Annotated in this window: 7 protein-coding genes; 1 reads left to right on the forward strand and 6 read right to left on the reverse strand. The window is 41.1% G+C overall.

Translation table 11 applies throughout. The features are described 5' to 3' along the window. Positions 1 to 89: 89 nt before the first annotated feature. The 3 genes from EL17_RS02545 to EL17_RS02555 form a co-directional block, all read right to left on the reverse strand. The gene (locus tag EL17_RS02545; RefSeq protein ID WP_035069681.1) at positions 90 to 2,348 is read right to left on the reverse strand and encodes a CRTAC1 family protein; all 2,259 of its coding nucleotides are present in this window, start codon (positions 2,346 to 2,348) and stop codon (positions 90 to 92) included. A gap of 628 nt (positions 2,349 to 2,976) precedes the next feature. After that, positions 2,977 to 4,536: a SusD/RagB family nutrient-binding outer membrane lipoprotein gene (locus EL17_RS02550; RefSeq protein ID WP_035069684.1), complete on the reverse strand. Its 1,560-nt coding sequence runs from the start codon at positions 4,534 to 4,536 to the stop codon at positions 2,977 to 2,979. A gap of 11 nt (positions 4,537 to 4,547) precedes the next feature. Then, positions 4,548 to 7,598 (reverse strand): SusC/RagA family TonB-linked outer membrane protein, encoded by a 3,051-nt coding sequence (locus tag EL17_RS02555; protein ID WP_035069687.1) that lies wholly within the window; start codon positions 7,596 to 7,598, stop codon positions 4,548 to 4,550. 749 nt (positions 7,599 to 8,347) lie between these two features. Here EL17_RS02555 and EL17_RS02560 point away from each other — a divergent pair. Next, on the forward strand, positions 8,348 to 9,982 hold the full coding sequence (locus EL17_RS02560; protein WP_240485923.1) for an NADP-dependent glyceraldehyde-3-phosphate dehydrogenase: 1,635 nt from the start codon (positions 8,348 to 8,350) through the stop codon (positions 9,980 to 9,982). Positions 9,983 to 10,295: 313 nt separating this feature from the next. Here EL17_RS02560 and EL17_RS02565 read toward each other — a convergent pair whose 3' ends face one another. The 3 genes from EL17_RS02565 to EL17_RS02575 form a co-directional block, all read right to left on the reverse strand. Continuing rightward, positions 10,296 to 11,207, reverse strand: a complete 912-nt coding sequence (locus tag EL17_RS02565) for a helix-turn-helix domain-containing protein (RefSeq protein WP_035069690.1) — start codon at positions 11,205 to 11,207, stop codon at positions 10,296 to 10,298. A gap of 30 nt (positions 11,208 to 11,237) precedes the next feature. Further along, positions 11,238 to 12,038, reverse strand: coding sequence for an SDR family NAD(P)-dependent oxidoreductase (locus tag EL17_RS02570; RefSeq protein ID WP_035069693.1), 801 nt, complete (start codon positions 12,036 to 12,038; stop codon positions 11,238 to 11,240). 240 nt (positions 12,039 to 12,278) lie between these two features. Beyond that, complete coding sequence (locus tag EL17_RS02575) at positions 12,279 to 13,265, reverse strand: MBL fold metallo-hydrolase (protein ID WP_051719758.1); 987 nt, start codon at positions 13,263 to 13,265, stop codon at positions 12,279 to 12,281. Positions 13,266 to 13,426: the final 161 nt, after the last annotated feature.

The raw sequence follows: 13,426 nt of genomic DNA on the forward strand, positions 1-13,426 counted from the left end.
AAAAATATCAGGTCAGGGAATAGGAATAATAGTACACTGACCTCATGGCCGTGATAAATTTCACTCCCTTATGTGCATTTTCCACAAATTTAATGATGGTGATCCATAAAAGGCGGAGAAGATTTATTGAAATCCAGTTTTTTCAGATTCAAAACCTGCCATTTATCTTCGCCCTCTATTATTTTAATAAACTGGTTAGCTCTGACCTTTTTGAGAAGCTGTGTACTTTTACTTCCTGCCCATATTATTTCGATTTCATCTATTACACTGTTTTCGCCCAGCCCCACATGCATGGTTAAAGGATTGCTTCCAAAACTCCCCCCGGAATTCACCTCCCGGTATATGAACCTACCTGTGGCTTTATCTCCTAACTTTATTTTCACCTTGCTTCCAATGGCCGACCTATTGGAAGCTGTTCCTTCGAGTTTTATCGAAATCCAATTCTTTGATTCATCGTATGGGTTTAAATAGAGTGAATTTGGAAAATTGTCTCCCTCAAATGCGCCTCCAAGGACTACATGTATATCCTGGTCGCCATCATTATCAAGGTCAGCAAACGAGACGGCATGGCCTTTTTGAATCTGTCCAAATCCACCGGCTGTGGTTACATCCTGAAATTTCTTTCCTGCGGCATTTCTGTAGACTTTATTGGGAATAATGGAGGAAAATCTTGCTTCACCGGTACTCAGGTAGATATCCAGGTACCCGTCGTTGTCCAGATCTCCGAAATTGGCCCCCATCGCATAAGAGATCTTTTCAAGTCCGACTTCTTTGGCTACATTTTTAAATTTCCCATTCCCTAAATTTTCATACAGACGGGCGACTACCGCTGTATGGGGCATTCCCAGATATTCTGCAGCTATATCTTTGGTGACAGCGCCCGCATTTAATCCTTTTCCGTAACCCGGTACATAAAGATCCAGTAGTCCGTCGTTATTGTAATCCCAAAACCAGCAGGTAAAACTGGAAAAGATGTCTGATACACCGGCGGTTTCCGTTACATTTTCAAATCTGGGAATGTTATTATCATCCATTCCAGTGTTCTTTAACAGGATATTGGGTGTATCGCTGTTGATGGTAGAAATATAAATATCGAGAAAGCCATCATTGTCATAATCGCCTGAGACTACTCCCTTTACATAATGAAAGCTATCGGCTGTACTGATGCTTACTCCGGCCATAGCGGCCACTTCTTTAAAAGTTCCGTCCTGCTGGTTGAGGTAAAGCTCACAGGGATGGATGTTATCTTTGGATGAACTTTCATTTCCGATAAACAAGTCCAACCAGCCATCGTTGTTAAAGTCACCCCATGTGGCTGTCTGTGTAGGATGGAAGGAAAGAAGTCCGGCTTCTATGGTAACATCCTCAAATGTTCCGTCTCCCCTATTTTTAAGCAAGGAGTTTGGATATAATCCCAGCGTATCCATCCATGCTCCTCTCAATAATAAGATATCCATATATCCATCATTATCATAATCTGCCTGTATCATGTTAAGACCTCCGCCGATCTGGTCCAATCCGGATTCAGCCGACGCGTCTATGAATCCGCCCTTTTGATCATTGATGAAAAGCTTTAGGGGATGGGTGATAAACCAGCTGGATACCACTATATCAAGATAGCCATCATTATTAAAATCATCTACAATACTGCCACCGGAAAGCTGGTTTACATCCAGGCCAAGGTGCGGGGCAATATCAGGGAAAGTCTTTAAAGGATACTCCGATCTAAAAACATCATCAGGAATAAGAAATTCTTTGGGAACATTTTCGGGATATTCTCCCAGTGTCATATAGGCAATATTAAGGAGCCATTTACTTTCCAAATCCCATGGCATGGCGGCTAAAATTTCTTTATAAAGTTTAATCGCCTCTGAAGATCCGAACGGAAGCTGATGATAACCTTCTTCCCTGATGGGGACTATACAAGAGGCAGACGAATGATGGTGCAGGCAATTTTCCTGTTCTCCAAGCCGCAGATAGGACAAGGCCAGCATTTTTTCAATACTGGCTTCCTCCTCATTACTTAATCCTACTACTGTATAGGTACGTTTTTTAATGTCATAAAATTCCCTGAAAATCTCAATAGCTTCGATCGTTCTGCCGCTATATAATAAAGCTTTGGCCTTTTCATATTTTATGGAATTTTTGCCATAGACATCGCTTGTTTCCAGCAGGCTATCATAGTATGGGTCAATATTAAAGCCGGAATATTGATTTTCCGGAATAAAGAAATAAGATTTGGCGGCCTCATCTACAATGGAAAAAATTTCTTTTTGCTTTTCTTCCTGGGTACAGCCGGTAATGATGAGTGAAAGCGATACAAAGAATAAGAAAAAAAAGATTTTCATCTGTTTATAATTTGTTTTTGAAAGGTCAGAGCTTATCCCTTACCTAAGGTCGGGATAAAATCTCGCATATTTATAATCGTCGCTGAGTATTAAGTTTCCTTAATGCCGGATTTCATAAGTAAAGGAATTGATTTTTTCAGTAAAAAGACACAAAAGCGGCCTATTAATAAATCTGAAGTTAGCCAAAAATGTCAAACTTCCTAAAGCAGCACCAAAATAAGACGATGTGTGGTATTAAAAAATACCAAACCCCCGACCAATAAAAGCAAGTAGAAAACGAAAGCGGGCGGACATGTTCTCGGAATGTATTTAAACATATTCACCAAATATAATAAGAACCTATTCTGGTATGGATGTTATCTGGCAATAGCCTTATTGGAAAGGTTGCGGTTTCGCTTTGAAATTATATAATGTTTTAAAAAAACTTTAAACCCAAAGTTGTCGGCTACTGGATAATTTTCACCTCCGCCTTTCTTATTGCCATAAATGATAAAACAAAAAGCTAACCTCATGGATATCTCCATAAGGTCAGCTTTTCACTGGATATGATAATGTGGCAGTTATAATTTAAATCACCCAAAGATAATAGCTATGTCAAAATTAATATCCCTATTTACTTATCATATGTTCAAGGTCTATCCCACCAAAGAGGAGTCAGTAAACGGTATTGCTCCGAATTATCACCGATTTGATCGCCGTTTCTGTTTTGTTCATTGGTTTCATAAACCATCGCTCTGATCCATTGATTTGGATCATTGATATCAAATATGACGTTATTAATATTGGATGGCCTTTGTAAGGAGGGCCCGTAGATATCTTGGCTATAGTCCATCCTTCTCATATCCACCCAGGTTTCGGGATGCAAAACTTGAGTAATGTATTTTTGCCTCATGATATGGGACAATCCGGAAGTAAGATCATTAAAATGGGTATCGGCCCCATCTTCCATATGGGCGATCCAATAAGCATTAATAGCTGCTGCTTCCACACCTAATTTACGCATATTAGCTTTGACACCTTCTTCATAAGCTCTAAACGCAGCGACGGCATTTCCTGACCTCAACTGAGCTTCTGCTTCAATAAATTTTAATTCAGAATAAGTTATAAAAGGCATAGGAGAGGTTGGTTTGGTATAAAAACCGCCGTTAGGAAACACGCCATAATCAGCTTGGTCAGTGAATTCACCTGAACCACCGGCGCCTCCTGCAAGACCTAGCCCAGGTTTTAAACCGCGGAACGCTCCATCTGACTCAGCCGGGGACATAATGATACCGATACGGGGATCAGTATACTGTGTTTCTGTCACAGGTAAATGCTTTAGTAAATCAACAAAAAACTGGCTCCATGTAAAGTACCTGTGATTGATCCTGTCTGCCGCGGTGAATCCTCCCCAGCTGAACCATGGGTTTTCATCTGTTTGTTGACCTCCTTGTATATATGCAAATTCAGCATCCATGCCATCACCGTCAAATCCATTCTGAACAGCTGTGAGAATTGCATCAGGGTTATATAAACTTGTCTTCTTTGACATATGATTAAGATACCTTGCTTTAAGCGACCATGCAAATTTGATCCATTTTTGAATATCCCCCTGGTATAAAATATCACCATTACTAAAATTCAATGAGGGTCCGGGATTAGGACTTTGAAATGCGGTTATAGCCTCATCCAGCAGCTGATCTATTCGCTGATAAACATCTTGTTGGGTATTAAAGCTAGGTGTAAGGGTTATCTGAGATCTGCCATCGTAATAATCATCTAGTACTATGTCGCCATATTGGTCTGTCAGTAGTCCAAAGTTCATAGCCAAAAGCGTTTTCCCGGCTCCAACAAAGTGGGGATTCCCTTCATCCTCTCCCAATACAATCAGATCTACACAGTTGGGCATGGTAAATACATAGGCATTCTGCCATAGGAAATAACTGGCCGTAAATCGCCAAGTTTCTGCATTTCTATTAGCCCCTGTGGCTAATCCTGTGGTTGCGTATTGCATGATGCCTGCTACTTCTCTGGTTCCTCGCCACATGGCTGCGCCGTTAGAAGTGGTGATGGCACCTATTACCCTTCTGTGTGCAGGAACAATGGTGGGTAGGTTTGGATCCTGGTTGATATCCAGATAATTTTCACAGCTGGAATTAAAAAATAGCAAAATTACCAGCAAGTATATGATATTGTTTCTGTTCTTCATATTTCAATTAATTAAAAGGTAAGTTTAATTCCCAAGTCAAACCCTTTGGTGGCAGGCACGCCCAAGTTGTCAAACCCAAAGGATCCACTCCCACCCACACCAGCGCCACTACCAGAAACTTCAGGATCTACGCCGGAATAAGAAGTAAAAAGGAGCAAATTCCTTCCTGTCCCAAAAACCTGTAAATTTTGAAATTTAAGCCTTTCAGTAATATGTAGGGGAAAATTATAAGCCAAGGTTACATATCTCAACCTCCACCAGCCTCCATCTTCGACAAAATCAAATCCCTGAAATGGATAGATGGACTGATAATAATCTTGGTTTAAAACTACAGCTTGTGTATTTGGCTCACCGGTGGATTCAATGATACCTTCAAATACTCTAGTGTTTCCCCGTTCAGTAGTTTTGGTACTTAAACCTGATCTTACCAAAGTATTTTCTGTGGCGTTATAGATATGGCCACCTATCCGGATATCCCACATAAAGGATAAGGAGAGCGTTTTATAACTTAAAGTATTGGTAATTCCACCTGTCCAATCTGGGTTTCTATCACCTATATTGGTAAGGGTAGACTGGACTTGTGGATATCCGTCATTATTTAGGAGCAGCACCCCATCGGCATTCTTTCTCCAAACAGTTCCATTTATACCAAACAGAGATCCTCCCAAGAAGGCGGCACCTTGTGCGACGTTACCGGCCACCCAGGCATCCGATAGTTCTACCCTGTCAAGTGTTCCAGGCAATCCCCTCACAGTGGCCACATTTTTTGCAAAATTAAAATCCATCGTCCAGCTGAAGTCTCCTCTACTAAGCGGACGGGTATTGATCATTAATTCTACACCTTCGTTATCAATTTGCCCACCGTTCAAGTAAGCAAGAAATGCCCCTGAAGACGGGGGTGTCCTGGTACCAAGAATTTGTTCATCTGTACTCGTTTTGTAGTAGGTGATATCAACACCCAATTTATTCTGAAAAAACCTTACATCCGTACCCAGTTCAATGGAATTTGTAAATTCAGGACGTAAAGAAGGATTGCCATAGTAATCATTGGCATTGGAGATAAATCCCCGGGGAGCTATGGTAAAGGTATTGGTAGCAGTTGCCAATGTGGTGGCAAGAACATGTGGTGGAGCGTCTTTTCCTACCCTGGCCCATGATGCCCTGATTTTTCCAAAGGAAACACCTCTCTCACCGGTGGCCCATCCTATCTCATGTAACAAGTCTGACACCGAAATAGATGTACTGACCGATGGATAGAAAAAAGATCTGGCAGCTACCGGAAGCGTAGAAGACCAGTCATTTCTCCCCCTTATATTTAAAAAAATTATATTTTTCCAGTCTAGGTTTAAATCTCCAAATACACCGATTATCCTTCGCTGGTTAATGTTCTGAGAGATGGTACGGTCCATTTCCACTACATTATTGATACCTGCAAAGCCAGGGTCAATAAAATTCCTTCCGTACCAAGTAGTGGTTTGTCTACGGAAATCTTCTGCATTATGCCCTAAAGTAAGGCTGGCACTAAAATCATTTACCTCCTTTTTGAGCGTGACTAACAGTGTAGAGGTGGATATTTGATTATTTGTAGTGGATTCTGAAATAGCCCCTTGCTCTTCACTGACTATAGTGGTCCCTGGCATTCTGATACCAGTAAAATTATCCGTATAATAATCAGTCCCAAAACGATAAGTGATATTAAGGAATGGAAACGGATCATAAATAATATTACCTGTACCTATTATACGTTCCACTTCACTTGCATTTGGTTTATTGTATGCTCCCCAAAATGGATTATCATTTACACCTATAGTGCGATGTGTCCCATCTACATTTAGATAGTTGCGCATATCATCATTCCTGGGCCAATATACAGCACCCATAATTCCATTTGCACTTCCTTGCGAAACATAGTTACGATCTGTTTGAACATAATTAAAAGATCCGCCAATCCTCAGTTTATCACCCGCTCTGGTATCCCCAGTAAGTCTAAAGGAGTTTCTTTTAAATTCAGTATTAGGCACTATTCCGCCTTGGTCAAGCCGGGAGGCAGAGGCGTAAAATGTGCTTCTATCATTTCCTCCACTAACGGATACATCATGTCTTTGAGAAAATGCGGGTTCGAAAATGCTCCCAAGGTTGTCATAAACGATATCTTCAGCAGCGAAAACAGGGCCCCATGAGCCGATTGCCTCAGGATCAAATACACCGAACTCTCCTTGTTTATATCGGGATTGTAGTTCTGGGAGTTTATTGACTTTATCAAAAGAAAATGAATTACCATAATTTACTCTTGCTACACCGGCCTGACCTTTTTTTGTGGTGATCACAACGACTCCTTCTGATGCCCTTAATCCATATAAAGCAGCTGCTGCAGGTCCTTTCAGTACAGATATACTGGCAATATCATTTGGATTAATATCAATAGCCCTGTTGGATGCCGGGGCGGTAGCTGCACCAAGCCCTCCCTGCCCTACAGGCGTGGTATTGTCAATCGGAATACCATCTACCACATATAAAGGCTGATTGTTACCACTAAGTGAAGTACCTCCACGGATCATCATGATAGCTGAGGCTCCGGGAGCACCTCCTGAATTGGTGATCTGAACTCCTGCAACTTTCCCCTGAAGTGTATTGATGATGTTGGGCTGCTGCGTTTCCAGAATCCTTTCGGATTTAATCTCCTGCACCGAATATCCTAAAGACCGCCTTTCCTGTTCAATCCCAAAAGCGGTTACTACTACCTCTTGGAGTAGATCATCATTCATATCCATGAAAATTTCCCATTCTGCTGTATTTGCAACCTGCTTTTCTTGGGTTTTCATTCCGATAAAACTGAATACAACCGTCTCATTGGAATTGGCTGAAATAGAAAAATTCCCATCCAAATCAGTCATGGTGTCTTGAGTAACATTTCCTTTGACATACACCGATACACCTGGTATAGGACTTATATCTTCCCTGGAATATACAGTTCCCTCAATGACTCTGCTTTGTGCAATAAGGCTTATGGGGATGCAGTAACATAGGGCAAACCCTATAAACTTTAGTAATTTTTTCTCCATACTACAATCTTTTATATTAATATTTAATTCAAAAACATAAACAATATATTAAGTTTTTACTAATATAATAGGTCATATAATAAATTATTTTTATAAAAAAGCGATTTATATTTCCGAAACTGTAATTAGGCTGTTTCGCTTATACGAAAAATTCATGTTACATAATCACCCCATCTAAGGATAATTCTACTCTTACTAATTTCTAAATTTTTATAGGCTAATCTATAATAGCATTTCTCCCAAAAGGCTATCTAGGCCAAAAGATGCATTTATAACAGATTTCTCCATGGTAAAATCATTAAGATCTTCTTTTATGATGGTGACAGGCTGTTTCAACTGCCAGTGTTTGATGACCCCTTTCAGTGATGCTAAAGCTCCTCATATTATTAAGATATAATTTTAACCTAAAAAAAGGTTTTAAGCCAGAATATAATTAACTTCATCATTTGATATACTGCCTAAAGACCTTGAAGGATTGATCTTTCAAAAAATTATTCATTAAATTCGACAGCTGAAAGCTTTTCCATTCCATAATTGATGGTACAGAAGTTAAATTGGTTGAGGGTTTTCACCATAAATAAATACGAACCTAAGAGAAATTGTATTCGTTCTTCCTTTACGACATGCCCTATCTAACCAAAACAAGATGTACAAAAGATAATAAGGGAAAACTTTTTGACAGGTAATCTTAATCTGAATTATAAACAGGCAACCTAACAAACTATATAATAAACTATTAAAATCTAGCAATGGAAGTACAAAACATGCCGGCAAATACTTTTCCCGAAATTTTTGGAGAAGAAGCAGCTATACCCGAAGCATACCGGGTAGCGGAAATACACCAAAGGGAATATCTTATAAACGGTGAAATAGTGTCATGGGATGGCCCGGTAACCAATATTTACTCACCGGTTTGTGTGGCTACAGATGGAGGTATACAGAGGAAACTATTGGGCAGTGTTCCCAATACTACTCAAAAAGAAGCCATGGAAGCATTGGATGCTGCAGTTGCTGCCTATGATAATGGTCACGGAAAATGGCCTTCGATGTCCTTGGAAGAGAGGATCGCCTGTATGCAAAAATTTGTGTACTTAATGATTCAGCAAAGGGATATCGTCATCAAGTTACTGATGTGGGAGATCGGCAAAACGCTCCCGGATGCTACCAAAGAATTTGACAGGACTGTGGATTACATCAATGACACCATCGATGCCCTGAAAGATTTGGACAGGGAATCTTCCAGGTTTCAGCAGGCAGAAGGGACTATTGCCCAGATCAGGAGGAACCCGCTGGGAGTGGTATTGAGCATGGGCCCCTTCAACTATCCACTGAACGAAATTTTCACTACCCTGATCCCCGCCTTGATTATGGGCAATACAATTTTATTTAAACTGCCCAAACATGGGGTACTGGCCCATTATCCTTTACTGGAGGCCTTTAAGGAATCATTTCCTAAGGGAACGGTGAACACCCTGTACGGTAGAGGGGCAGAGATCATTTCTCCCATCATGGAGAGCGGGAAAGTCAATGTGCTGGCATTTATAGGGTCTAGCAAAGTGGCCAACGGCCTGAAAAAATTACATCCAAAAATCAACCGCCTCAGGGCAATCCTAAGCCTGGACGCCAAAAACGCTGCTATCGTAACCAAGCATGCCAATATAGATGTAGCTGTAAACGAATGTCTGTTAGGTGCATTGTCCTTTAATGGTCAGCGGTGTACAGCGCTGAAACTGATATTTGTTCAAAAAGACATTGCCGAAGCCTTCACTACCAAACTTAGTGCAGCGGTAGCGGCATTAAAACCTGGTTTGCCATGGCAGGAAGGTGTTAAAATTACCCCCCTGCCCGAAGAGAACAAGCCTGCCTATCTCAAAGCCTGTATTGATGATGCCCTGTCCAAAGGTGCTGCCATCTTAAATGAGCATGGAGGACATAATGAGGCTACCTTTGTCTTTCCAGCGGTGGTTTACCCGGTCAATGAGCAGATGAGGTTGTACCACGAAGAGCAGTTTGGACCTATAGTCCCTGTCGTTCCCTTTGAATCTATACAAGAACCTATCGACTATCAGATCAATGCTTCCCACGGCATGCAGGTAAGTATTTTCAGCGAAAATCCTGCTGAGGTGGCCCAGCTGGTGGACTCTTTTGTGAACCTGGTCAGCCGGGTCAATATCAACTGTCAGGCGCAGAGAGGACCGGATGTATTCCCTTTTACTGGAAGAAAAGACAGTGCTGAAGGGACCTTGTCGGTATTTGATGCCTTGCGGTCCTTTTCCATCAGATCACTGGTGGCTACCAAGGTGACTGATTCCAATAAAAAATTATTGAACGATATCGTTAAAAACCATCAATCCAATTTCTTGAGTACGGATTATATTTTCTAATGATGAAGTATTTATAGCCGTATAAAATCCTAATACGATCCGTCCTTCAAAGCACCCTATGGCACCTGTCCAAAAGGGTGCTTTTTTTTATATCCGATACTTGACATCCCTGCGCCACGCCTGTAATAAGGATGTTCTGTATAATATTTTCATTTTTAGTGGTTTTAATTGAGGCATAGTAGCACCAATATTAAAAAGACAGGTTTAGCCAGAAAGCCTTTTAAAATGGGACAAATGTGTGGGTCCCATGATTACCTGTTATAACCCGGTGATGGGTATGAGGTAGAGAAAGCCCATTTGGTATGCAGCATAGTCAGTTAAAGGATCTCCTAAACTCCAAGGGAGAAACATTCATCTTACTTTTGAAAAGCTTACTGAACGATTGAGGATATTCAAATCCCAGCTGATAGGCTATTTCACTAACAGAGTATTCTGTGGTGGATAGGATATCTTTGGCTTTTTCTATCAGCTTCTCGTGAATGATCTGTTGGGTGGTTTGCCCTGTGAGTTGCTTTAGGCAATCGCTTAGGTACTTGGATGATAAATTCAATTGTTCAGCCAAATGTGCCGGGCCTGGTAATTTTTGTACATCGGTACTGAGAAAATAGCTGTTCAAAATTTTTTCCACCTTATATAATAGGTCACTATGCTGCGTCTTACGGGTATTGAACTGACGTTTGTAATAGCGGTTGAAATGTGTCAGTAGCAAATCTATCGCAGAGATCATCACATCCTGACTGAAATCATCGATGGGCAGCAGGTATTCCTTCTCAATTTGCTCGAAAATGGTTTCTATGGATTTTTGCTCTTCATCTGAAAGGATCAAAGCCTCGTTAATTTCATAATCAAAAAAACCGTAGTCCTTAATTTTTACACCGAGGGGATAGGTCCTTAAAAAGTCGGGGTGGATAATGACTAGCCAACCCGATTTAGCAAATTCAAAATCCTTATCGATGACAGTAACTTGCCTCGGGGCAAAACAGGAAATGACGCCTTCATCAAAATCGAAAGGTGTCTGGCCATATTGCATTTTGCAGGGGCATGCTGTCTTTAGGGTGATCTGGTAAAATTCACTGATCAGCTTAGTACGGTGTACGCTTTTTACCACGGGCAAATCCTCAAAACGTTGAATGCTGACCAGAGGGTGTTTGGGTTTGGAAAGCCCGACACGCAGGTTAAAATCAGAAATGGTCTTGAAGTGGATGGTGAGTGTATCGGTATTCATGGCTCTCTTATCTAATACCAAATTTACAAATTAATTTCCCAGCTTTTTTCTGTAGGATCCTGCAAAACTTTTAGCAACAAATGCATTCGGCAATAGCACGGAAAATTTTGCTGCTAAACGGTTCATTCTGCCAGAAACGATATAATGTTTTCTACGATCCAGTGCCATTAACATTTCATCTGCCACCTGTTCGGGAGTTTGTGTTGAGCCGCTATATTCCGCTCCCAGTCCTTTGCCTATTTCGTTTTCTATGCCTGCGGCATTATTGAAATTGGTTTTGGTCAAACCGGGACAAAGTAACATGATGTGTACGTTATAAGGCTTACACTCTTGGGTCAATGCCTGGGTAAAATGCCGGACAAAAACCTTGCTGGCGGCATAGGTCGTCATATATGGGATCGGTATAAAAGAAGCCATAGAGGCCACATTGATGATGGTGCCGCTTTTGCGTGCTTTCATCCCCTGAAGAGACAAATGGGTCAGAGCTACCAAAGACGATATGTTAAGCTGCAGCATATCCAACTCAGACTGCAAAGACAGCGCTGCAAACTCACCACCGGAGCCGATTCCCGCATTGTTAATGAGTATTTCGATTTCCAGTCGGCGTTGTTGAGTTTCATCAAACAGCATTTGTGCCGCACCTGTTTTGGAAAGGTCCGCTACTATATATGTTACAGCTGTTTGATAGTCCCTGGCCAGCTCAGAGGCCAATGTTTTTAGCTTGTCCTCGTTTCTGGCTACCAACAAAAGGTGGTGCTTCCTTTTTGCCAAACGCTTTGCTATAGCTTCTCCTATCCCTCCTGAAGCGCCTGTTATTAATGTTACTTTCATAATTTTTTTTCCTTTAAAAATTGATAGTACAAATTTGGCTCAAACCATCAACTTAAAAGTGTCCGAAAGTCGGTTATTTGTGTTCGATAGGCGGGTAGCGCGCCAGTGGCTGCATATATATCAAAGTCAAAACTAGTTCTGTACCAAAAATCGGGAAAGCATGATCCTTAATTCGGTATAATGCCACCTATTATTCCCGGTTCATCGTAGCATCCCGGTTTGTAAAAATCCTGTCTAGTCTCAAAAAGCTATTCTCTTCCCTATTTCCATCCATACGATATTTGGTACCATGTCTGGATATTGTTCCCTTAAGACCTGTTCCGGATAGAAAATAGGTTCGTCACTCAGGTCAAATGTACCGTAGTGCATGGGCATCCAGCGTTTTGCCTTGAGGTCATTGAAAGCATTGATGGCATCTGACGGGCCTGTATGTGCCGGCCTCATAAACCACTGCGGTTCGTAGGCACCCACTCCTATCATGGCCATGTCTATTTTATAATCATTCCCGATATCTTTAAAATGATTTCCATAGCCGCTGTCACTGGCAAAATATATAGTCTTGCCACTTACTAGGTCCTGTAGCATAAACGAGCCCCAAAGGTGCTTGTTGGTATCGGTAAGCCATCGCCTCGACCAATGCTGACTGGGTAAGTAATCGATGGACAGGGTTTCTGCAGTCCTGTACTGCTGGTACCATCCGGCTTCCTGAACCTGGTTATTTACACCCCACCCTTTTAGTATTTTCCCTATCTCCAAACCAGTTAGGATTACCGCTTCAGGATTTAACCTGGCCAGTTGTTTTACACTGTTTTTATCTATATGGTCACGGTGGTTGTGGGAAAGTAATAGATAATCTATATTGTCCAATGCCGGTATATCAAAAGGCACCTTAGTATATCGTTTTAAAAACCTGTTGGGTGCCACCACTGGATCTATCACTAATCGCTTTCCATTCATATCTACTATAAAGGAGGCATGGCCTAGCGGGATGACGGCATTGGTCCTTTTATCTTTTATATCTTTTATCGTCTGAAAGGAAAGTGGAGTCTGTTGTGTTTTTTTAATTTTGGCCCATGGCTTGGCACTTCGCACCCAACGCATGACTTCGCTTAGGGTTTTGATGTCATCTCCGTAGATATTGGAATATAATCCTTTATCATTAAGATGATTGCCTGACCATTCTGACTTTACAAATTTCAAGTCATTATTATATTTTTTTACTGCCATAGGATAAAGTTATACATATGGCTGATATTTTAATTCTCTGATAATTAAAAAAATTGTAAAATTTCCATCTATGGACGCCACTACCTTCAAATATTGTAAAAAAAACAAAACCTTCGCTTAACCAAAGGTTTTTGGTGGGATCTAAGACCATCATTGATACG

The organism is Anditalea andensis, from assembly GCF_000714815.1.
Taxonomy (GTDB): Bacteria; Bacteroidota; Bacteroidia; order Cytophagales; family Cyclobacteriaceae; genus Anditalea; species Anditalea andensis.

Coding starts and splice junctions, on each gene's coding strand:
- EL17_RS02575 (WP_051719758.1), bottom strand. CDS start 13,265: ATGGCAGTAAAAAAATATAATAATGACTTGAAATTTGTAAAGTCAGAA.
- EL17_RS02545 (WP_035069681.1), bottom strand. CDS start 2,348: ATGAAAATCTTTTTTTTCTTATTCTTTGTATCGCTTTCACTCATCATT.
- EL17_RS02565 (WP_035069690.1), bottom strand. CDS start 11,207: ATGAATACCGATACACTCACCATCCACTTCAAGACCATTTCTGATTTT.
- EL17_RS02570 (WP_035069693.1), bottom strand. CDS start 12,038: ATGAAAGTAACATTAATAACAGGCGCTTCAGGAGGGATAGGAGAAGCT.
- EL17_RS02560 (WP_240485923.1), top strand. CDS start 8,348: ATGGAAGTACAAAACATGCCGGCAAATACTTTTCCCGAAATTTTTGGA.
- EL17_RS02555 (WP_035069687.1), bottom strand. CDS start 7,598: ATGGAGAAAAAATTACTAAAGTTTATAGGGTTTGCCCTATGTTACTGC.
- EL17_RS02550 (WP_035069684.1), bottom strand. CDS start 4,536: ATGAAGAACAGAAACAATATCATATACTTGCTGGTAATTTTGCTATTT.